Source organism: Pedobacter sp. FW305-3-2-15-E-R2A2 (genome assembly GCF_038446955.1).
Lineage (GTDB): Bacteria > Bacteroidota > Bacteroidia > Sphingobacteriales > Sphingobacteriaceae > Pedobacter.
This window is the reverse complement of record NZ_CP151803.1, coordinates 3,001,710-3,024,038: the sequence shown is the minus strand read 5'-3', so window position 1 is coordinate 3,024,038 and position 22,329 is coordinate 3,001,710. Positions and strand designations below refer to the sequence as shown.

Genomic DNA, 22,329 nt, shown 5'->3' with positions numbered 1-22,329 from the left:
AATTTACAAGGTTAGCTTTAAACTGAAATCAAAGGAGCGCGATGTTGGCGTAGAGAAAGAGTATATCCCCTGCGATCCGTTAGAGGAACCAAATGAACTTACTTCAGGATCACCACCGGTAAAGTGTGGTGCATAGATCCAGAGGTTGCGGCCAGTGATGTTAAATGACATCGCTTTGAACGGACTTTTGGCAATCCATGAAGGTTTAACCGTATAACCGAGACTTACATTTCTTAATTTAACGTAGGTTCCATCCTGAATTACAGATTCCAGGATTCCGTTGATGCGCTGGTAATAACTCTGTCCGTTTACTTCCACCTGATTCGGATTTCCGGTATTGATATTTACCCCATCTACTACCCTTGGACCACGATTTTCAGTCACCTTAGGCGTACCATAGAAGTAACCGTAACCGTCTACATTATTTTGGATGTCGCCACCCTTTTTAACGTCAAAAGAAAAGCTGAGGCCAAATTGTTTATACCGGAAATTGTTCACCAGACCTCCCATCCAATCGGGATTGATGTCGCCTATAATTCCTTGTTTTTCTGCAACAACTGGTAGTCCGCTATCATCGATGAGCAGTTTTCCTTCCGCATTTCTGTCGTACCTCGTTCCATAAATCACCCCATATGGCTGGTTTAAAATAATATTGGTGAAGCCATTCCCGATTTGTTTTAAATCTCCATAGATCGCCAATACTTTGTTGCGGATCCGGCTGTAGTTCAAAGTAAAATCCCAGCTAAAGTTTTCTGTTTTTACCGGTTTGACATTTAACAAAACCTCTATCCCCTGGTTGCGCATTTCAGCAGAGTTCACACTCGTGGAATTATAGCCTGTTGAAGGGGCAATTGCTACAGTTGGAATGATGCCATCCACTGTTTTCTTATTAAAATAAGTCAGTTCCAGGTTAATCCTGTTCCGGAAAAATCCGGTTTCTAAACCCAGTTCAATTTCATTGATCCGCTCATTCTTTAAATTTGGATCATTCAATACGTCACTGATTAAAAACCCGGACTGCCCGCTATAAGGGAAAGCGATATTCCTGATCGTTTGGCTTTCATAAGGATTTAGTAAGCTGTAGGCGCCAATACTCGCATTTCCAACTGTACTATAGGAAAGCCTCAACTTACCGAAGTTCATCACCTCCGACAATCCCTGAGAGAAGAAATTGGAGAAGATGAAGCTTGTTGCTGCAGAGCCATAAGGATAAAAGCTACTCTTTTTGGCCAGCACGGAATTCCCATCATATCTTCCTGTTAAGGAAAATACCAAAAACTTTTTATAATCTATATTGGCCTGCGCATAAAAACCAATCTTTCTGTTGATAAAGCTCTCCTCTTTATAAGTGACGTTGGATGCAGCCCTCATATTGTCAAGACCTGGAACCGTAATTCCTAAACCATTCGCATAGATGGTTTGTAAATAGGTAGAGATGATGTTATTTCCAAGTAGCAGATCCATGGTAAAATCACCAATCGTTTTGTTGGCATTCACCATAAAATCGTTATTGTACTGTCTGAAATTGACGTTATTGTCTACCAGACGACCGTTAGGGTTTGACACCGACAGCCTCGATTCTTTGTATTTATCCTGTTCCACATAGACGTCTGCACCAAAGCGTTCGGTGATCGTTAACCATTCTAATGGTTTATAATCAGCAGTAAAAGTTGGAATAAACCTGTTCACTACCGATTTGTTCTTGATATTTTCCGTCACCCAATACGGATTATTGCGGGAAAACCTAAACAGTCGCTGGGTCCCATCTTCATTCAGGGAAGGTTTTAAATCATAAGATACCGGCGCAGAAAATATTGTCCAAACCGGGCTTTCCAAAGCATAACCTTCTGGCAGACGGTCATTTTTAGTATTGGCATAGTTCAATGAAAAGGTCATGTTCAGGTCCTTGATCACCTGCATGTTGTATTTTGCAAAAAGTGTATTTCTGTTGAATGAGGTTGATGGAACTGTTCCTTCCTGTTTCAGGTTGGAGTAAGAAACGAAATAAGAAGCGATATTGCTCCCTCCGTCAACGCTCATGGTATTGCTATAGGTTTTTCCTGTTTTAAAGAACAGGTCGGATTGGTTATAGACTTTTGCAGCCTGTCCGTTAATCTTTAAGGTATCCATCAAAGCTCCCCAGGAGGTACTCGTTTTTTGTGTTACCCCATCAAAATATTTCCCATTGGTTCCCAAAGAATATTTATTCTGTAACTCTGGCAGCAATGGGTTCTCAAATGAAAAACCAGAGCTGATGTTCAGCGTTGGTTTTCTATTTTTCTGTCCGGCTTTAGTGGTGATGATGATCACTCCTTTTGCACCATCTGAACCATATAAAGCCGTTGCCGCACCACCTTTCAGCACGTTGATGTTGTCGATAATATTAGGATCAAGATCTGCGATCCTGTTTGTACCGGGGCCAGAATTGAGGTTTCCTCTCTCGCTATTGTCGACCGGAATTCCGTCAATGATCATTAAGGCTTCGTTATTTCCATAGAATGAATTTGCACCCCTCACCACAATCCGTGATGAACTTCCCGGGGTACCCGAAGAGCTTGTGATCTGCACACCGGAAACCTTTCCCGCGATGGCATTCACCAGATTGGGTTCTTTGGCTTGTGTCAGCTGATCACCCTTTACTTCCTGTGAACTATAAGTAAGGATTCTCTTTTCTCTTTTAATCCCCAATGCCGTGACCACCACTTCGTTCAGGTCCTGCATGTCGTTTTTAATAACGACGTTAAAATTTGCCTGGTTGTTAAACACGACCTCTCTTGTCAGATAGCCGATTCCGGATATCACAAGCGTAGCGGGAACAGCATGTTGAAGGCTAAAATTGCCATTTGCATCCGTTGCTGTTCCAATGGAGGTGCCTTTTACTTTTATCGAGATACCTGGTATCCCGATCCCGGTATCAGCAGAAACTTTCCCTCTGATGACATTGGTTTGTGCCTTTGCGAGGTTGATCGCGAAGGCACAAATGAGTAACATAATTAATTTGATTTTCATCCCTGTTTGTTTTTGGTTTAGTACTAAACCAAAACTAGAGGCAAAAACGCAGATATAGGATTAGCATATTGTCCGATATTCCCAGAATATTAACTTTTATGTTACAAACGAGTTCCGTCGACTATATCTGCATAGTTTGTGAGTGCAACCTTCGGTAATTATGGGATCTTTAGGTGATGGCTTATACTTAGAATTGTTCAGTTAATGATCTAAACATTTCAATAGTATTAACGCAGTTTATTCCAAATGGCAAGCATACATCCGGAATTTTAACCTTACTCTTTCTGTTAGGCTCTCTTGTCTCATGAGTAACGATTTCGCTTCCATTTGCCAGGGAATAGGCAACTAACCACGCATCTGCTTCATTTGAATCTAAAAATTCATTTAAAGCCGCTAAATTATAGTGACCAGATTTTGAGTTCACCCAATTTGAAACAACAACATACTCATGTATAATAGGATCAGTGTCTTTAAAGAAATCTTTTGGCAAATTCTCGTCGCACCATAATGTCAAACCGTCCTTATTTAAATGCAGCTCATCTCTTACTTTATCGATAGAAACGATTAATTCTTTTTCCGCTAATTCAGTAATTTTCAACCAAAAACGCGGCACGACATCCATTGGATAATGCATTCTATGAGCTTGAATAAAAAAGTTACTATCTAAAACGAAAGGAGCTGCCATTGGTTATAATTAGAAAATATGTTTAGTCACAAAAGTTTGATAAGTATCTCCTCTCAATCCTGTAATCTTATAGGCATCCCGATATAAAAGCTTGTTCTGTCTAACAGCTTGATCTACATATGCAGCGAAACTTACACTTATTCGTTTCCTGGCAGTAGCATAGAAATCACCTCCGCTTCCCTGACCTTCCTTTTTTATCCGAACCCCTTCCATATATTGATTATAAAACTGAAAGAACGCAGCTTTATTCATTTTGCCTAAATCTAAGGCTCGCCTGGCGATGACAATTGAGCTAACTTTAAAATATTTAGCCAATTTGTTAATATCAGCACTGTTAGCCCAGCGTTTATGGAAAGAAATAGCGGGAACTAAAAATTCTGCAGCTACCTGGTCGCATAACCTTTCCACGGGATTGTTTGCCGGTAATAAATTTTGGTTATCAAATCCGGCGCTTTCACCTAACCAAATATGAGCAAGTTCATGAATAATAGTAAATAGCTGAGCAGCTTTAGCATCAGCAGCATTTACAAACATAAAAGGGGCCATTTTATTCACTAAAACAAACCCTCTACATTCATTAACAGGAATTACCCTATGGGTATTATTCTCAACGACACCATTGAAATTAATCATAATGCCAACTTCCTCAATTTTTTTAGTGATGAAGTTTAATGTGTCCTCAAAGGTTTGACAATCATTAGCCCATTCAGGATCTAGATTTAAAGTATTTCTAATATCCTCAACAATGGCTTCAAAGCTTGCGTTATGATCAAATTTACCTACAAAAGGAAGTGCGCTTCCATCATTATCTAATAAATAATCAATAAGCCAATCCTGCCTGCGTTGTAATATTAAAATAGTATCGTAAACATTTAAACTAACCTGGTTAGTTTGATGGTTACCGGTTCTAAAAAAAGGAAAAGGAATTTGCTCTTTAGGTGGTTCCTGGAGAAATAAATAACCAAAAGGAATGTGAACACGCCGGGAAAAATCCTCTAATTGCTTAACGGTTGGACTTTTAGCTTTTTCAATCCACTTTTTTACATTTGGGAACTTCTCCAAAAAATCTCCAAGGACATATCCTGCTCTTATAATCGCCCAGGTAAGCATAGTCGGATTGATATTGATTTCTGTTCCCATTTAACAAAGATAGTTATATAACGCAATTTGACCCCAGCTCATACGAAGCTACACATTTACGAAAACAATAGTTAACCTAAAGGAAACTATTTATCAACAAATAATTAATTCAGGAAAAGGAATAAATAGAATACAATAAAGGTCCATATATGATAATTACCATTTCAATAAAATTTCGGTTTTTAATTTAAGTACTGCATGAAGAACTACAGTACTTAAATCGCTAAATCATAATACAAATTACACAGCTGTATCCTAATTATGATATTGCTTAACTATCGTTGATTCTGCTGGAGTTTCGATTTCATGATCACTTCCTGCGGGATGAGTAAGGTATACCGCAGGTCATTTGCAGGCAGCGTATGCGTGATTCCCTGAACCGTCCTGCTTAGGGTTGCAGCAGATTTGGGATCCTTGTTTAACCTGCGCAGGTCCGTCCAGCGCTGGCCACGCATCAACAATTCTTTACGTCGTTCAGCCAGAATGATGGACAAGGCATTGTCGGCATTACCGGCCTCCAGGTTTGTAAAAGCACCTTCGGTCCATCTGCTGCGCAGCAAAGTATTCAGGTCGCCCATCGCTGAGCCCATATTGCCTGCCCTTGCATAACATTCTGCCCGGATGAGGTAGAGTTCATCCACTGCAAGCCCGTTAAAAAGTTTTGCCGAAGCTACCGCCCCCTCATAATTCCCGGTAAACCTATAGGTTCCTGCAGGTACGGGAACATCGGTGTTTTCCTTCAGCAGGATGGTCTTCCTGAGGTCATTAGCCGCATAGGAAGAGACCAGCTCCGGATTGATGATGGCCAGGTCTTCATAACCATAACCCGGCTCTAATGAACCGTTTTTACTGTACAAGGTGGAGTGAAAAATGACCTCTTCATTGAACCTTCTGAAAGGTGAGAATGATCCCTTGTCCAGCGTATTGAAATTGATCAGCGTATTCCGCAACGTCAATGCAGCATTAGCGCTGCTTAACGCATTCGGATAATCCCTCATGGAAAGGTACACCCTCGCCAGCATGGCATATGCAGCCGCTTTGTTAGGGCGTGAGGCCACAGAAGAAACCGGGTTCATCAGGCCTGCAGCCTCAGTCAGGTCCTGAACAATGCGGTTATAAGTTTCCTGAACCGTTCCTCTGCCAGGCGCGTCATTGATGTCTGAACTGAGGTCGATAGGGATTCCGGGATCGCTCTGAGCCGTAGCAGCATCATAGGTTTTTGTATACAACTGTGCGAGATTCCAAAAGGCATAAGCCCTTAAAAACAAGGCGCTGCCCCTTAAATTATTCAGTACGGCAGGTTGTTCTTTGCCATTGAGCTCCTGTACGGCTTCCAGTACCAAATTCGCATGATAGACCTTATTGTAGATGTCTACCCATTGCTGTGAAGCAGTTCTGATGGCTCCGGATTGCCAGGTATAAATCGTCCGGTCTTCGATACTGATCTGGTCCGAACCAAATCTGGCATCGTTCATATAGTAATCATCGGCAGAAACCTCTCCATCTATCGGATATCCGGTATTGAACAATTCATAATTGTCCATCAGCAACTGGCAATCGTTCGCTGACTCTATAAACGATTGTGCCCCACTTTTCTTAATGTCAACATATTTTTGACAGGAAGAGACCAGGATACCAAGTGCAGAGAGCAAAAATATAAGTCTGTTTATTTTCATGATAGTCAACAGTTAAAAGTTAGCAGAAAAACCAAAGCTGTAAGATCTTGGATTGGGATAATCGAAGACTTCGGGATCTATACCCTGATCGTTTGCTTTCCAAATGATCCCCAGGTTATTTACGTTAGCAGAAATCCTGGGATTTTTAATAAACCAGCTTTTTCCAGGCGTAATGGTGTAAGAAAAGTTAAGTTCCTGCAGGCGGATATGGTCACCTTTAAGCACATTGATCTCCGCGTACTTGTAGAAATTGTCGCGGTTCTGATTGCTGGAGGTAAAAATCGCGGAAGGCACATTGGTATTTAGCTCATCTCCGGCCTTTTGCCACCTGTTCTGGTATTCGATGCCCTGAATCAGCGGAATATTGCTGTTCAGCTGGCTATAGTTTACGATTTGCGAAGCAGGTCTGCGGAAGTAATAACCCAGTTTATACATCAGGTTTGCGGAAACCGAAAAATTCCCGTAGCTGAAGGTATTGCGAAAGGCACCATAATATACCGGTACTGCCGAACCGAAGTACTTTACTGAGCTAAGTGCTCCATTTTGAATGCCCTGGTAAGCAGCATTTCCTTCCGCGTTATCTGCGATCGTCACGATTGCACCATCAAGATAACCTCTGGGATCACCGGTTTTAGGATCCAGTCCTGCCCATTTGTAACCAAACACGCGCGACAAGTCATAGCCTTCATTATAGGAGCCACTGCTGTTAGAAACCACGGCTCCTGCAAGACTTGCCGTAGCTGCATAAAGTTTGGTCACCTTCACTTTATTATAGCTGAATAACAAATTGCTGTTCCATTTGAAAAGTCCGCTTTGCACATTCAGGGAATTCAGGCTCAGGTCTATTCCGTAACCCCGCAGGTTTCCGGTGTTATACGTGATGTTGGTATAACCCGTACTCGGATCCAGTTCGCCATTGGCCAACAGGTCAGTGGTCTTTTTGTTATAGTATTGCAAACTTCCAGACAACCGGTTTCCTTTCAGTCCGAAATCCAAACCAATGTTCCAGATTCCTGTTTTCTCCGGTCGTAGTTTGCTGTTGGAGATTCCTGTTCCATAACTGGTATAGGCATAAGGCAGGTCATTGTCGCCATTCACATCAGAATAAGTAATCAGCGGACGCGCCAGTATGGATGGGTTCACGTTTCCGTTATAACCAAATGTAGAGCGGAAAGTCAGCACCGGAAAAAGCTCCGAATGGTAAAAAGGTTCGGCAGCAATGTTCCAGCTTCCACCAACAGAATAGTAAGGCGTTCCTTTTTGGTTCGTCCCCCTGCCAAATTCGCTGGAAAGGTCTTTTCTGACGCTTGCCGAAAAGGTATATCTTCTATTGAAAGTATACGCCGCATTGGCATACCAACTGAAGGTCCGGATTTTGTTGTCCAGAAAGCCCCTGGACAGGTTTGCAATGTACTCTCCATTATAACCGCTAAAATCTTCCGCAAAAATAATAGGGATCATTGTTTTATAATCCAGCCTGTTATCGCTTCTCAGTGTACTTTCATTGTAGCCATAATAACCATCGGTTTTGAGGATGCTGTAGTTTTGCGCCAGATCTATACCGGCAATGGCCGAGATTTCATGTTTTTCGCTCCAGCTTTTGTTCAGGTTCAGTTGACCCCTTAAGGTTTGGTTGTTCGATTTGGTAAGACCGGTCGTGTATTGTCCGCCCAGAGGGATCTGACGCACATACGGCGTTACCGGATTGCCCGTTTTAGGATCTGTGGAAGCCAGCGAAGTCGTGAAATAATTGATCAGGTTCCGCATATAGAATGAATTCTGCCGATACAGCGAATTGTCCTCATTTCTACCGGTATTGTAATTATAAGTGGCCTGCAGGGACAGCCCCTCCAACAGCTGATAGGTACTGCTGAAATTCAGGTTCAGGTTTTGTGATTTAAGCGTATTGTAACCTTCGTTGATGTCTTCCAGGGGTTTATACCTCCAGCTTAAAAACTGGCCTCCGGTATAAGTACTTTCGAAAAGATCTATGAAACCCGGCCGGTAAGTTTTGGTCAACTCGAGTGGATTGCCCTGGTCATCCGCCAATCGGGAATAAGGGAAAAATGTGCTGTTCGCTACCCCACTGATCCGGTTTTCCTCGGCCTGTTCTTCATTGTTCTGGACATTGTAACTGATATTCCCCTGAAATTCCAGGTTTTTTAGCGGCCGGGCTGAGGCACTGTACGTCAGCACGATCCGGTCCAGTCCGGAATTCCGGGTATTGTTGATGGATTTGTCGTAGCCACCTGATATGCGGTAATTAAATTTTTCCGAACCGGCATCGATGGCAAGTGCATGACTCTGAGTCAGCGCATTGCGCAAAAAGTATTTGGTATAGTCTCGTCTGATGTCGTTGTTTTTAAGTGCTTCCAGTTGCGCCATTGCTTCCTGTTCCGTACTCAGCCCTTTGAATTTCCAGGCATCCAGGATCTCCGCCACCGGCGAAACCGTTTCCTGTCCGTACAGACTGCTAATGCTGACCGCCGGAAGAGGTTTATTGGCATTTAGAAACTGTAATTTCTGTGCTTCCACAAAATCCCCGATCCGCATTGTTTTATTATAGAACAGGTCAATCTTTTCCGTAACGTTCAGGTTACTGCTCAGCGATACCCTGAGTTTGCTGTTGTATCCTCCTTTTTTTGTCTTGATCACAATCACTCCATTGGCGGCACGGGATCCCCAGATCGAAGCCGCAGCAGCATCTTTAAGGATCGTAACGCTTTCCACATCATTGGGGTTTACCTTATCGATAGAATACGGGCTGGCAATCCCATCGATCACCACCAACACCTGGCCGCTGAAGTTCCCGTTCAGGTCTGCATTTTCATTTTCGTTAAGGGTGTTCTTTCCCCTGATGGTGAGGTTTACCAAGGGTGAGCGTTGTGCGTTGGGATTACTGGAATTTATGGGTCTGAGGTCATTTCTGAAATCCATAGCGGTCGTGATTCCTTCCAGTCTGCGGATCAGGTTTGGATCGGTACTGTGCTGTAACTGTACTTTACTGATCGACTCAAATGAGCCTGTTGCCCGTTCTCTCGGTAAATCCTGGTAACCTGTAGACACAATACGAACCTCCTGGATCTGATTGAGCTGAGGGTCCATTTTCACATTAATTCTCGTTTTTCCGGCAATGGCGATGGTATCTGTACGATAACCGACATAGGAGATGATCAGCGTTCCCTGCGGGTCCACATCTTTCAGAAAAAACTTACCTTCCACATCGGTACTGGTTACTTTTTTCGTTCCCCCTACCCGTACGATTGCTCCAAGCATGGGGTATCCCGCTTCGTTGAGCACTTGTCCGCTCAGGTCGATGGCACGCAGGTATTCACTGATTTTGTCGATCAGCGACAACTTCCTTTCACTGACTACGATTGTGTTTTCATCCACGGTATAGGTCAGTGGCTGATCGCGAAAGATCAGGTCCAGGACTGCTTTAAGTTCCATGTTACTGACCTTAATGTCAATTGGCTTTGTACTGGCCAGCTGTGCATCGGTATACAGGAAATTATACTGGCTTTGCCTGCGAATCTCCTTAAAAAGGGATTTCAGGTTCGCTTTCTTTTCAGACAGTGTAATCTTCTGGGCAAAGCCCGCAGCACTGACCTGCATTATGGTTGCTATTAAAATGACGGTGGTGAGTCGCATCATGAACAATAGTTTATAAGTATAGGTTTTATACATTTCATCTTGTTTGTGACAAAAACCCAGTGGCCGATGAAGGACCATTCTTATTGCTTTATCGGGCAATAATGTCTAAGTTTGTTTGTCTGGTTTATGGAATAGAATCGCAAATTGTATGTAAATGATCCAGTCATTTGGCCGGTTGTGTTGCAAGCACTTCTGGCCTTTTTTATGGATCATCGCGGGATTTGTTATTTCGTAACGATAATCCTCCTTCCTTCTACTTTGAAATGGACCTTATCGGTCAGTTGTAATTTTTTAAGGACCTGGGAGACTTTGGCAAAACGGTCAATTGTACCGCCAAAGGTATCCTGAGGGACTTCTCCCTCATAGACCACCTCTACGTTATACCACCTCGATATTTTTCTCATCACCGAGCGGATGTCTTCGCTTTCAAACATGAAATAACCGTTCTTCCAGGCGATGACTTCATCCGTGGATACTTTGGCAACCCTGATCTTTCCGGCAGTCAGACTGGCCTGTTCTCCTGGTTTCAGCAGGCTGGAACCGTTGGCATCAGTACTGATCCTGACCGCACCCTCCAGCAAGGTTGTCTTACCTGAAAGTTCATCCGGATAAACGTTGATGTTAAAATGTGTCCCCAATACCTCGACCCGCTGCCCCTTACTTTTTACGATAAACGGCCTCGATGGGTCATGGGCGACTTCAAAATACACTTCACCGCTGACCGACACTTCCCGCGTAGCTGAAAATGAATCAGGAAAGGTAATGGAAGAAGCTGCATTCAGCCAGACATGAGAACCATCCGGAAGCATCAGCTGATGTTGCTCCCCTTTAAAGGTTTCGAGTGTATTCCATGCTGCGCCGGCTGTCTGTTTCCCGGTTGCCTTTGAGGTATAGATCAGTTCTCCCGATTTGGTATGACTGATGCTGAGCCCCCCTGGTTCCCTGAGAATCTCGCCGACTGCAGTCTCCGCCAAAATGATTTTCCTGCCGGAAGCGAGCGTAAGCGTCGCCTTGTTCTGTCCAGGGGCAATATCTTTAGCAACACTCAGCTCAAATACTGCCGGTTCCTGTTTTTGCAGGATAAACCAGGTACCAAAAGACAAAATTAAAAGAACCGCAGCAGCGATGCTCAATTTTGCAAACAAGGAAAGCTGCCTGGCCACTACCGTAATCGGATTTACGTTTGCCCATACCCTATCCACCGCTTCCAGCAACTCGGGCATTTGAGCCTGTTCGGAATGGTCGCTATTGTAATTCAGATACCAGCTTTCGAGCAATGCTTTTTCCTGTTCGGTTGCCTTGCCCTCGCTGTACCTTTTTAGTATTTGCTGTAATTCTTCCTCTGTCATGTTGGTGGTTGGAAAAGCTGATTAAATAGTTAGACAATATAGTGGCTATCAAAGTGGTACATGGGAATAAAATTTATTTTCTTTTCCTGCTGATGATGATGTAGGCCCCCAGAAGGCCGATTAATAAAGGAATTAAACCTGTAAACACCAACTTGAGCGTTGAAATCTGTCGTTTTTTAAGCAAAATTTCATTGTCTTTAGGTTCGGGGCGCCGGGTATCTACCGGAAACTCCCCGTTGACAAACCATTTGAACACAGTAGTACTGAACCTTTGATTCATTCCTTTTGGCTGGCTCAACTCTTTATTAGACATAAAATCGGCATCTCCGGATACCAAGATCTTTTGCATTTTCCCTTTGATCGTCCGGTGGAGTGCGATAGCTGTTGGGTAACTTCCTTTGACATCTCCCTGATCCGGACGATAGGAAATCTCAGTCGCCCCTTTGGCCAGCTCGCCCTGTTTGTTCCAGCCATTGGCAGCACTCACCAGTAAGGTATCGGCAAGGAAAGCTCCGCTGTTGTCATATTGCAATGCGGATACCCCTGGCATCGCCACCGGCATTCCTTCCCTGAAGGTTGTTGCGATCACCTGGTCTGGCAGATTGTCGTTACTCGGCATCACCAGGGCGCCTTCCTTTAACCGGATATCAACCCATTTTAATATCGGGTTGATCAGTTGTTGCTGTCCGGGTTCTGTAGTGATCATCAGGTTGCCTCCATTGTCAATATACGATTTTAATGCCGTGAGTTCAGCAGGCTTTAATGTCGTAGCCGGATCTGCCAGGATCAGCAGGCTCAGACCAACTGGAACCGAACCGGAATCCAGTGTGACCGCAGCCACTTCAAAACCCTGATTGATCAGCGAGCGCCTTACTTTTTTTGCGTTGAGGAAGGATTCATAATTGCGTTCTCCTGTTTTCAAAATACTGCGTTCGTTGTGTCCGGTGATGACTCCGATTCGCGGTGCCGGAACGATCAGGCGTTTTATGGCTGCCGTGATTTCTGTTTCTAAAGGAAAGGCATCCATTTCATCGTACAGCCTCAACTTACTCGTTCTTCCCTGGTATTCCAGGATACGAATAAAATTATTGTCTTCGCTTCGCAGGTCAATGCGCTTACGGATGTCGGCCGGAGACAGGAAATCATTGACCTCCAGTCCCATATTATCGGCCACTTTTTCTGCCACCTGTTTTACGGTCAAACCTGTCAGATCGCCCTGGTAGACCATGTTTCTATTGTTTTTAAGATCAGTGATGTCGTAATAATAAACGTACTTCATCTTCAGGCCCGGAATATACCTGCGGTAAGCATCGAACCTGGACATATCCAGATTTCTGGAGACCGGCAGGCCGGCATAAACATTTTGATCCAGCAGATTCACATAGGTTGTGATGCTCAAATCGCCCTTGATCTGCTTTGCAACCGCCTGACTATTGGGCGTCAGTGTGCGGACCTTATTTGCGGTCAGGTCTTTATACCAAATGAACTGTGGCCTCGAGCTGAGGTAAATCATCAAAAGTGCCGCTGTAACAATGCCTGTGTATTTCATCAACAACATACCGGCAGACTGAGGAGATCTGGCCGCTTTCAGCCGCAGAATGGAGAGCGAAAGGAATAAGCCAATAATAAGGAGAAAATAGATCACATCCCTGCTGCTGATGAGTCCCTTCAGCAGGTCGTCCGTTCTACCCGAAATGGAAAGGAAATAAGTGAAATCCCTTACAAAATCAATATCCTGGCCAACACTTCCTACGTATTGTAAGGCTGCAAATACAGCCAATGTACTGATCGCTGCAACCACCTGATAACCGGTAAGGCTGGACATGAAAAGTCCGATTGCCGCATAAGTACAAATGAGGAGGAATAAAGCCAGAAGGCCCGATCCGATCAATCCATAATCTGCATTGCGGATCAAGACCCCACCGGTAAGCGCATATACCAGCAATATCATGACCAATAAGAAACCATATAGAGTTATGGCCAGGTATTTCCCGAAAATGATTTCTTTAACAGTAACGGGCGAAGAAAGCAATAATTTAATGGAGCCACTACTGATTTCCCGGCTCATCAGCCCCATGCTGAGTAAGGGGATGTAAAAGTAAATGTTCTGCAAGGTTTGTTCGAAAAGGCCGCCTGTACCCGGGAACATGGCGAAACTCAGGTCAGTAACCTGATTGCCCATGGATATGGCCTCCTGGTAACTGCCAAACAGGCCCAGAAAGCGGTTGCCACTCTGCAGGAAAAAGATGATCAGGACCAGCCAGGCTACGGGTGCAAAGAATAAGATGCTGAGTTCTAATTTTGCGATTTTTAGTATTTTCTTCATGCGCTTATACTGGCTTTTTATGGTTGGAAAGTTGGGCGAATATTTCGTCAAGGGAGCTTTTCTCGAGCATAATCTCGCTGAGCTGCCAGCCATTGCTGATACTGGCTTCAATGATCTTTGCCGAAATGTTCTTTTGGGAGCCCTTAAAATGGAGTCTTAAACCACCGTCGCTGAGCGCTTCGGCACTCGTAATGTCCGGAAGGCGACTGAGGGTCTCCATGGATGGAGGATTGTCCAGGTAGATCAGCACAGAATTTGGCATGATGTAATTGTTAAAGGCTTCCATGGTATCGGCAAAGACCATTCGCCCGCCTTCTATCATTCTGATTTCCTTACAGGTGGCCTGCACTTCCGAGAGGATATGCGTGGAAAAGAGCACCGAGCGCTCTTCAGAGATTTCTTTGATCAGTTTCCGTACCTCCAGAATCTGGTTGGGATCGAGCCCGTTGGTAGGCTCATCCAGTACCACCAGGAGCGGATGATGAATAATTGCCTGTGCAATGCCGACCCGTTGTTTATAGCCTCCGGAAAGGTTGCTCAGCAGGCGTTTACTGAAATGGCTGATGCCGCATTTATTTTTCACTTCTGCGACTGCCATTCGCACCTTTTTTGCGGGAACGTCCCGGATGTGGGCACAATAGGTCAGGTACTCATCGACATTCAGGTCGAGGTGTAAAGGAGCATGCTGGGGAAGAAATCCAAGTTTTCGTTTCGCCTGTTCGGGATGCAGTCTGGTGTCGATCCCATCAATGAACACATTTCCTTCCGTTTGGTTGAGTACCCCGCAAAGAATGTTCATCGTAGTCGATTTTCCTGCGCCGTTAGAGCCCAGCAACCCGAGGACTCCTCTTGGGCTGATCTCAAAATTAATATCCCGTATGGCCCAGTCAAGACTGTAGCGGTGGGAAAGGTTTTCGATTTTTACAATACTGGTTGTCATCATTTAGTTTAGTCTGGCAGTTAGACAAACTAAGGATGGCCGGGGTGGTACAAGGAAAAAAAATAAATGTGTTACCGGTAAAACAACAGCATGAGGATGAAAACGGGAAGCCCTAACTTTAAGCGTAGTGATTTTAACGCTCTGGACATTTGTTTTTTAACCGTTTCTTCACTCGTACCCATTATTTCAGCGATCTGTTTATGGCTCAGGTGTTGTTTTCTGCTCAGCTCAAATACCTCACGCATGCGTGGAGGAAGTGCAGCAATCTCCCTGTCGATCAAAGCTTTCAATTGATTTTCACGGATCAGGTGATCGGTAAGCACCTGCCCTGTTTGCGCAAATTTCAATATCGAAGAGGTGTATTTATTGTGGGTGTTCCTGCGGACAATGACATTTAGGATGTGATTTCGAACACAGGTATAAAGGTAACCGGAAAGATTATTGCCAATATTGATCGTTGCTCTTTTAGACCAGATCATTGCAAAAACCTCCTGTAAGGTATCCTGTGCTTCCTGTTTATCCCGGGTTTTGTTCCAGGCATGGTTGTAAAGGATAAATTTGTAGCGACTATAGATTTCCGCAAAGGCAGTCTGATCCCCTAATGCAAGCATTTTGGCCAGCTCCTGGTCAGTTATTACGGTATAATCTATCATGTCCCCTACTTTACACAATATTATTAAAAAATGCTTGAATTAGCAATCTTAGCCAGCAAAGCTTTCTCCTATCCAATTGATTCAAGAGTATGATATGCATCATCATTTTGTATGATGCTATGCATTTAAAGCATTAGCCTTTGCGGTTACTTTTGTTTTAAACTTGAGCTATATCTTGTTTTTCCTGTTATCATTAAATTAAATCATAAACAATGAAAGCAATCACCTCTAAATTCAGTAACATATTAAACACTTCCCCTAACGATGGAAATGTGAATCATGAACCTGATTCCAGCAAAGAGCAGCAACGCAATACCCCGCAAAAATCTATGCCCTTTTCGGATCAGATTGGAAACTATCAACGTAACAGAGGAATCCCCCGTAAATCCTATAAGGACAGTAAAATCTATATCATAGGCAGCGGTATTGCCGGCATGGCTACTGCATATTATTTTATTCGTGATGGACAGGTGCCCGCGAAAAACATCACATTTTTAGAACAATTGCACATCGATGGAGGGTCGTTGGATGGTGCAGGTAATGCGAAGGAAGGTTATATCATCAGGGGTGGCCGGGAAATGGACATGACCTATGAAAACCTTTGGGATATATTTCAGGACATTCCGGCGCTTGAAATGCCGGCTCCCTATACCGTGTTGGATGAATACCGTTTAATCAATGACAACGACTCTAATTACTCCAAAGCCCGCCTGATCCATCAGCAGGGCGTAATAAAAGATTTCAGCAAATTCGGCCTGAACAAAAAAGACCAGATGGCTATTATCAAGCTTCTGCTGAAGAAAAAAGAAGACCTGGACGATCTGACCATTGAAGATTATTTTAGTGAAAGCTTCCTGAGCAGTGATTTCTGGACCTACTGGCGCACGATGTTTGCATTTGAAAACTGGCACAGCCTGCTGGAATTAAAACTTTACATGCACCGGTTCCTCCATGCGATTGATGGATTACATGACTTTTCGTCCCTGGTATTCCCTAAATATAACCAATACGACACCTTTGTAACGCCTTTACGCAATTTCCTAAAAGACAAAGGGGTGAACATCCAGTTTAATACACTCATTAATGACCTGGATATTCATATCAATACCGAGGGAAAAGTAGTGGAAGGGATCATTACAACGCAAAATGGAAAAGAAGTTAAAATACCCGTTGGAAAAGACGACTATGTGATTGTGACCACTGGTTCGATGACCGAAGATACTTTCTATGGGGATAACAAAAAAGCACCTGTCATCACTGTCGACAACAACACGAGCGGAAAGAGCGGTGGATGGAAGCTCTGGAAAAACCTTGCTGCCAAATCACCTGTCTTTGGTAAACCGGAGAAATTCTGCAGCAATATCGAAAAGTCGGCCTGGGAATCCGTGACTTTAACCTGCAGGCCTTCTGCGTTGGTTGAAAAACTAAAGGAATATTGTGTAAATGACCCCTATTCCGGAAAAACAGCTACCGGTGGAATCGTGACCATTACAGATTCCAATTGGTTAATGAGTTTTACCTGTAACAGGCAACCTCATTTCCCGGAACAACCAGATGATATTTTAGTCCTGTGGGTGTACGCCCTGTTCATGGATAAGGAAGGAAATCAGGTCAAAAAAGTAATGCCTGAATGTACCGGAGATGAGATTCTTGCGGAATTGTGTTACCATATGGGCATCATTGATCAGTTGGATGATGTGGTAAAGCACACGATCGTCCGCACGGCTTTCATGCCCTATATTACTTCTATGTTTATGCCGAGGGCAAAAGGTGATCGTCCAAGAGTGGTTCCGGAAGGTTGCAAAAACCTGGGACTGATCGGACAGTTTGTAGAAACCAACAATGATGTGGTATTTACCATGGAAAGCTCCGTAAGGACAGCCAGGATTGCCGTCTATGAACTGCTGGACCTCAATAAACAGGTACCCGATATTAATCCTTTACAATACGATATCCGCCATTTACTCAAAGCCGCAAAAACACTAAATGACAATAAGCCATTTTTGGGTGAAGGTATCTTACGCAGCGTATTGAAAGGAACTTATTTTGAACACATTTTACCGGCAGGCCCGGAAGGAGAAGAAGAACATGAGTCTTTTATCATGGAGCAAGTCAACAAATTCAAAGATTGGATGAAAGGGCTAAAAGACCATTAATCGATCAGGTTCATTGTTTGGTTCTGTGTTCTGTATGCTCCCGGTGTGAGACCAGTTAAACGTTTGAAAATTCTGGAAAAATACTGGGAGTTTTCAAAGCCCGTTAGCTGAGCAATATCGCCATATTGGTAGTTTGTGGTGATGATCAGGTATTGTGCACGCTCTATTCTTTTTTCCAGGATATAGGCAACCGGACTTTTTCCGGTATACCGGTGGAATATCCTGGAAAAATAATCGGTATTCAGGTTTGCACGGTCTGCCAGATAACTTACCTTTAATACCGAACTGATATTGATCTGTATATAACTTATGGCATCAAGAATTACCGAGGGAATTACAGCGAGTTTATCCTGCCTGAAGATCTCGGGTTTTAGAAATCTTGAAATTAATTGTAAGATAATGCCCTGCGTTTCATATTGAGCTGATACGCTTTGTAAATTATTGAGCTCCGTATACTCTTTGTAGTAAATGTCTTTTTCATAAACTTTGGGATCGTCAGACCGGTTGATGCCTCTTCCTGGGTTTATGGCCAGTATCCTGTTGATATTTGCAATGTCAATTGGTGTTGCGGCTAAGTGCATGATTTTTCTGCAATTTGCGAACAGCGATAAGCCATCAGGAGACTCCTCGAAAAACTGCACAAAATACTGACTTAAAAAGTGGCTGCAGGAAAGGTCGCAAAGGGTGAAGCTCGGAATAAGGTATAAGTTTCCGGGCTTCAAAATTACATTCCCCGCTAAGCTGGAAATCACTCCTTCTCCCTCATCGATGTAATATATTCTATAGTATGGACTCATCACATTGCTGAAGTTCCATTTGGCCCCCAGTTTGACATAATCTGTGTTTAACAGATGAAAATAGTTTTTGATGAGTTTTCTGGTCATGGCAAGTTGCCGCTAAAAATAAAAACAATTAGTCAAATTCCACCATTGCCTTGATGACCGATTGCTGCGAGTTCAGTAGCTTTTCAAAATTCCCCGGTAAGCTTTCAAAGGCTACGCGGTGACTGATAAAATCCAATGGATGAATCAGCCCCTTGCTGATACAGTTAATGACATGCGAAAAATCATCAGATAAGGCATTTCTACTACTTTTCAGTGTCGCCTCACGTTTATGAAACTCGGGATGACTGATGTTGATCTCTTTTTTCTGAAGTCCGATCAGAATTAGTTTTCCGCCATGAGCGAGAAATTTCAAGGCTCCGTTTATGGCCTCCTGATTTCCTGTACAATCGATAATCACCGTTGGCATGTCACCATGGGTAATTTCCTTCAGGCTGGTATACATATCGGTTTCTGAAAGGTTGATCGTATGAGAGATATCGAGTTGATTACGACAAAAATCCAGTCGGTTGGTATTATAGTCCGCTACAATAACTTCCCCACCAGCTATTTGTGCTAGGCTGGCGGTACCCAATCCTATTGGTCCGGCGCCTAAGATCAAAACAAATTCGCCTGTTTTAAGCTCAGACAGTCTAATGCCATGAGCGCCTATAGCTAAGGGCTCCACCAGTGCCAGTTCATCAAAACTCAGGCCCTGGCCATGAATGAGCGCTGATTCCGGTACGGAAATATATTCCTGCATGCCACCATCTTCGTGCACACCAAATACGCTGATGTGTTCACAGCAATTGGGTTTGGCATTTCTACATGCAATACATTGACCACAGGAGAAATAAGGGTTAATGGTGACCTTTTCGCCGATACGGAATTCCTGTTCAGTTTCAAGACCGGCGATTTCTGCAGCAATCTCATGACCAAGGATCCGGGGATAATTAAAAAAAGGTTGTGTTCCTTCGAAAGCGTGATAGTCCGTTCCACAAATGCCTATTCTCTTAATTTTCAGGAGCGCGTATCCTTTCTTTGGCTTTGGAAGGGTACTTTCTTTAAATTCAAATTTACCGGGGGTTTCACAAGATAGTGTGATCATAAGATGATGGGGGTTTCAATTAATCCGTTTTTATACATAGTTATCCAGAATTCCCGGGGAACCTGCTTTGATGTCATCGCTAGATTCTGTGCTACTTTTTCAACTCTTGTCGTACTCATTGCAATACTCTTTATACCTGAAAAATGCCTGCAAAAATTAAAGCAAGCTTCAGCTGGCAGCAGTCCATATTGACTGCAAATGTCGAAAAAATCGCTACGCCAATTCAATAGTGCCTGGTCATCTGCATTGTTGGCGTCAATCCGGCGGTAATTGTAAAATTCGCTTCCGGTTAAAAAGCCCCCATTAAAAATTGCAGAATTGATGACCGGAATATTTTTCTTATCCAGTGTTTCAATAAACTGAATGAGTTCTTTCGGGTGAGATTTAACGGTCAGGCTGTTTGCAATCATCACCCAATCCAGCTGAACATCCTGTTCGATTTTTCTGATGACCTTCCAGTCTTTAGCACCAATGCCTACAGCAGCAACGCTTCCGGCTGATTTCAGCTCATGTAATGCCTGATAGGCATCCATAATGTCCGCATATCGCTGCCGGCTTTGCCTTTCATTTTCTGCTGAACGCAGGTACTCGTCGGGATCGTGAACAGAAACAAAGTTTGCAGGATAACCTCCAAGCAGCTTGTTTCCCTGTTCAAAGCAATCCAGGATTCCCTGATAGCTGATGCGCTGAACTGCATCATTTTTCAGATTTTTCCATATGCCAGGTTCGAATGTAGGTTCCGGATCCTTCAGCTCCGTCTGGTACCATCCCAGTTTATTGCTGATCAATACCTTTGAGGGATCAATTCTCAAATCTTTCAGGCAAGATCCCAGCACTTCAAGGGCAAGCCCTGCGCCGTATTTACCAGCGGTATCAAAAAAAGTGAGGTCAGACGAGGAGGTCAGGCATGCATTGACGATTGCCTTTTTTGTTCCGTAGTCCAGGGCATGGTAGAGGTTGCCCAAACCACTGGTTCCAAATACAACAGGAGGAATTTTGATGTTCGCCATTTTTTTTAGGTTATCCTTAAGGCGTTAGCGTAGGAAGCTGTGGGCGCCGATTCAGGAAAATAGACCTTTAACCCGGCTGCATTTCTTTCAAACTTCAGCTCCTGTCCGGTTGCCACCAATTCCACTTTGTTGATTTGTTCCGGATAATAGCTACTGTCTTCTTTAAGGCTGGTAATTAATGCGTAACCGGAAGCCGGCCAGCCCATCACCGTAGCAAAAAGCTGCTCCCCTTTAACCGCAAAACGAACATCCGTTTCCGTGAAAGGTTTTCCTTTTCCTTCATTAAAACCCTGTGCGCTTAGTTTCGCGGCTCCCTGTTGCGCCGGCCCCTCACCAAATATTTTCCAGGGACGGGTACCATAGATGCTAACCCCGTTTGCCTTCATCCATACCCCTATATCTTCTACCACTTTACGTTCAAGTTCATCAATTGTCCCATCTCCCCTCACCGGAATATTCAACATCAGGTTTCCATTTTTGCTCACCACATCGACCAGGGTATGAATCACGGTTTTAGCTGTTTTATACCCTTTTCTGGTGTAAATGCTTCGGTCATAATGCCAATCTCCTATGCAGGTGTCCGTTTGCCAGGGAAGTGGTTCAATAGCGTTGCTCTGGCCCCTTTCAATGTCCCAGACCATTGCTTTACGCTGATTTTCATCTAATATTTTTCCGGTGATCACTGCATTTAGCTTCCCTGTTTCTTTGATGCTTTTATTGTAAAGGTGAGCGGCGATGCGAAGCCCGGCATCGCTAACCGGCCACAGCGGAAGTTGGGAATCATCAAAATAGACCAGATCCGGATGGTAGTTGTTGATCAGATCAATCGTCCTGTTGTAGAATTTTTCAATATAGGCCTTAGTTGGTCGGTTCACGCCATTTCCCCAGTGCCATTGCCTGTGGATTGCTCCGTTGTCCAGGCTGTTTTTACTTAGCGGATGGTTTTGGGCGTAAAGCTCCTGTGGGTCTAAACCCGACCACCATTTCCCCTTTCCATCAGCCTTTGTTAATTTGCCATCGTAGCTTATTCCCGCATATTTCCCGCTTTGGTCGGAACGCTGGGCCACTTCATACCAGCTCCATGCATGGGCGGCATGTACACTGACCCCAAAGAAAAGATCGTTCTTTTTTGCAGCTGCTGCCCAACCGGCTATCAGGTCTTTTTTAGGTCCCATTTTTAAAGCATTCCAATTTTTTTGATATTTACTATCATAAAGATCGAGGTTGTCATGATGGTTCGCCAGCGCCATAAAGTACCGGGCACCGGCATTTTTGTACAGCGAAACCAATTCTTCCGGATCCCAGTTTTCAGCTTTCCAGCTATGGATCACATCTTTAAAGCCAAAGTTGGAAGGATGTCCGTATTTTTCAAGATGAAATTTGTATTTATGACTGCCTTCCATGTACATCTCCCTGGCATACCAGTCGCCGGCTTCAGGTTGACATTGGGGGCCCCAATGTGCCCACATGCCAAATTTAGCATCCCTGAACCAGTCCGGGGTCTGGTAAGACTGCAGTGATTTCCAGGTAGGACTAAAAGGGCCTGATAAGACTTTTTCTGAAATTTCTGGGAATTCATGAGCCAGTGCCGCAAAATTTTTAGATAGCAATAGACCAGGTATGCCAATAGCAATACTTTGAAGCAGCTTTCTTCTGTTCATCTTTTAAATTATTTGGTTAGGTTGTAGCGTTAGCCTGGTTACAAATTTATCATATGGCCGATATTATCTTTTGTAGGGAATTGACTCTTTTGTGTACAAATCCGACTATTTGTAAATTACAGCTGACTATTTGTAAATTAT

14 protein-coding genes are annotated in these 22,329 nt (G+C 43.8%); 1 reads left to right on the top strand and 13 read right to left on the bottom strand.

Annotated features, from left to right (window positions below; genetic code table 11):
• Window positions 1–3: 3 nt before the first annotated feature.
• The 9 genes from AAFF35_RS12220 to AAFF35_RS12180 form a co-directional block, all read right to left on the bottom strand.
• Window positions 4–3,009 (bottom strand): SusC/RagA family TonB-linked outer membrane protein, encoded by a 3,006-nt coding sequence (locus AAFF35_RS12220; RefSeq protein ID WP_342332789.1) that lies wholly within the window; start codon window positions 3,007–3,009, stop codon window positions 4–6.
• Window positions 3,010–3,196: 187 nt separating this feature from the next.
• On the bottom strand, window positions 3,197–3,694 hold the full coding sequence (locus AAFF35_RS12215; RefSeq protein WP_342332788.1) for a DUF4411 family protein: 498 nt from the start codon (window positions 3,692–3,694) through the stop codon (window positions 3,197–3,199).
• Between the two features lie 9 nt (window positions 3,695–3,703).
• A complete protein-coding gene (locus AAFF35_RS12210) occupies window positions 3,704–4,834 on the bottom strand; it encodes an ImmA/IrrE family metallo-endopeptidase (RefSeq protein ID WP_342332787.1) in 1,131 nt (376 codons plus the stop codon).
• 275 nt (window positions 4,835–5,109) lie between these two features.
• Window positions 5,110–6,510, bottom strand: a complete 1,401-nt coding sequence (locus tag AAFF35_RS12205; protein WP_342332786.1) for a RagB/SusD family nutrient uptake outer membrane protein — start codon at window positions 6,508–6,510, stop codon at window positions 5,110–5,112.
• Window positions 6,511–6,522: 12 nt separating this feature from the next.
• A complete protein-coding gene (locus AAFF35_RS12200) occupies window positions 6,523–10,197 on the bottom strand; it encodes a SusC/RagA family TonB-linked outer membrane protein (protein ID WP_342332785.1) in 3,675 nt (1,224 codons plus the stop codon).
• Between the two features lie 191 nt (window positions 10,198–10,388).
• Window positions 10,389–11,513, bottom strand: a complete 1,125-nt coding sequence (locus AAFF35_RS12195) for a FecR domain-containing protein (protein WP_342332784.1) — start codon at window positions 11,511–11,513, stop codon at window positions 10,389–10,391.
• A 73-nt stretch (window positions 11,514–11,586) separates the two neighbouring features.
• The gene (locus AAFF35_RS12190; protein ID WP_342332783.1) at window positions 11,587–13,839 is read right to left on the bottom strand and encodes a Gldg family protein; all 2,253 of its coding nucleotides are present in this window, start codon (window positions 13,837–13,839) and stop codon (window positions 11,587–11,589) included.
• A 4-nt stretch (window positions 13,840–13,843) separates the two neighbouring features.
• On the bottom strand, window positions 13,844–14,779 hold the full coding sequence (locus tag AAFF35_RS12185; protein WP_342333362.1) for an ABC transporter ATP-binding protein: 936 nt from the start codon (window positions 14,777–14,779) through the stop codon (window positions 13,844–13,846).
• 71 nt (window positions 14,780–14,850) lie between these two features.
• A complete protein-coding gene (locus tag AAFF35_RS12180; RefSeq protein ID WP_342332782.1) occupies window positions 14,851–15,432 on the bottom strand; it encodes an RNA polymerase sigma-70 factor in 582 nt (193 codons plus the stop codon).
• Between the two features lie 212 nt (window positions 15,433–15,644).
• Between AAFF35_RS12180 and AAFF35_RS12175 the strand changes: the two genes are divergently transcribed.
• Window positions 15,645–17,588, top strand: coding sequence for an oleate hydratase (locus AAFF35_RS12175; protein ID WP_342332781.1), 1,944 nt, complete (start codon window positions 15,645–15,647; stop codon window positions 17,586–17,588).
• Here AAFF35_RS12175 and AAFF35_RS12170 read toward each other — a convergent pair.
• Genes AAFF35_RS12170 through AAFF35_RS12155 form a run of 4 tightly spaced genes read right to left on the bottom strand, consistent with a single transcriptional unit; the run spans window position 17,585 to window position 22,188 of the window.
• Window positions 17,585–18,472, bottom strand: coding sequence for a helix-turn-helix transcriptional regulator (locus tag AAFF35_RS12170; RefSeq protein WP_342332780.1), 888 nt, complete (start codon window positions 18,470–18,472; stop codon window positions 17,585–17,587). The genes AAFF35_RS12175 and AAFF35_RS12170 overlap by 4 nt on opposite strands.
• Window positions 18,473–18,500: 28 nt before the next feature.
• Window positions 18,501–19,517, bottom strand: a complete 1,017-nt coding sequence (locus AAFF35_RS12165; protein ID WP_342332779.1) for a zinc-binding alcohol dehydrogenase family protein — start codon at window positions 19,515–19,517, stop codon at window positions 18,501–18,503.
• Window positions 19,514–20,527, bottom strand: coding sequence for an aldo/keto reductase (locus AAFF35_RS12160; protein WP_342332778.1), 1,014 nt, complete (start codon window positions 20,525–20,527; stop codon window positions 19,514–19,516). The genes AAFF35_RS12165 and AAFF35_RS12160 overlap by 4 nt, the downstream gene beginning before the upstream one ends.
• 5 nt (window positions 20,528–20,532) lie before the next feature.
• The gene (locus tag AAFF35_RS12155) at window positions 20,533–22,188 is read right to left on the bottom strand and encodes an alpha-L-fucosidase (RefSeq protein WP_342332777.1); all 1,656 of its coding nucleotides are present in this window, start codon (window positions 22,186–22,188) and stop codon (window positions 20,533–20,535) included.
• Between the last annotated feature and the right edge of the window lie 141 nt (window positions 22,189–22,329).

Bases quoted from the DNA above. Each gene is read 5' to 3' on its own strand.
- AAFF35_RS12160 (WP_342332778.1), bottom strand. From the start codon at position 20,527: ATGGCGAACATCAAAATTCCTCCTGTTGTATTTGGAACCAGTGGTTTG.
- AAFF35_RS12220 (WP_342332789.1), bottom strand. From the start codon at position 3,009: ATGAAAATCAAATTAATTATGTTACTCATTTGTGCCTTCGCGATCAAC.
- AAFF35_RS12190 (WP_342332783.1), bottom strand. From the start codon at position 13,839: ATGAAGAAAATACTAAAAATCGCAAAATTAGAACTCAGCATCTTATTC.
- AAFF35_RS12170 (WP_342332780.1), bottom strand. From the start codon at position 18,472: ATGACCAGAAAACTCATCAAAAACTATTTTCATCTGTTAAACACAGAT.
- AAFF35_RS12165 (WP_342332779.1), bottom strand. From the start codon at position 19,517: ATGATCACACTATCTTGTGAAACCCCCGGTAAATTTGAATTTAAAGAA.
- AAFF35_RS12195 (WP_342332784.1), bottom strand. From the start codon at position 11,513: ATGACAGAGGAAGAATTACAGCAAATACTAAAAAGGTACAGCGAGGGC.
- AAFF35_RS12175 (WP_342332781.1), top strand. From the start codon at position 15,645: ATGAAAGCAATCACCTCTAAATTCAGTAACATATTAAACACTTCCCCT.
- AAFF35_RS12210 (WP_342332787.1), bottom strand. From the start codon at position 4,834: ATGGGAACAGAAATCAATATCAATCCGACTATGCTTACCTGGGCGATT.
- AAFF35_RS12215 (WP_342332788.1), bottom strand. From the start codon at position 3,694: ATGGCAGCTCCTTTCGTTTTAGATAGTAACTTTTTTATTCAAGCTCAT.
- AAFF35_RS12185 (WP_342333362.1), bottom strand. From the start codon at position 14,779: ATGACAACCAGTATTGTAAAAATCGAAAACCTTTCCCACCGCTACAGT.
- AAFF35_RS12200 (WP_342332785.1), bottom strand. From the start codon at position 10,197: ATGTATAAAACCTATACTTATAAACTATTGTTCATGATGCGACTCACC.
- AAFF35_RS12205 (WP_342332786.1), bottom strand. From the start codon at position 6,510: ATGAAAATAAACAGACTTATATTTTTGCTCTCTGCACTTGGTATCCTG.
- AAFF35_RS12180 (WP_342332782.1), bottom strand. From the start codon at position 15,432: ATGATAGATTATACCGTAATAACTGACCAGGAGCTGGCCAAAATGCTT.
- AAFF35_RS12155 (WP_342332777.1), bottom strand. From the start codon at position 22,188: ATGAACAGAAGAAAGCTGCTTCAAAGTATTGCTATTGGCATACCTGGT.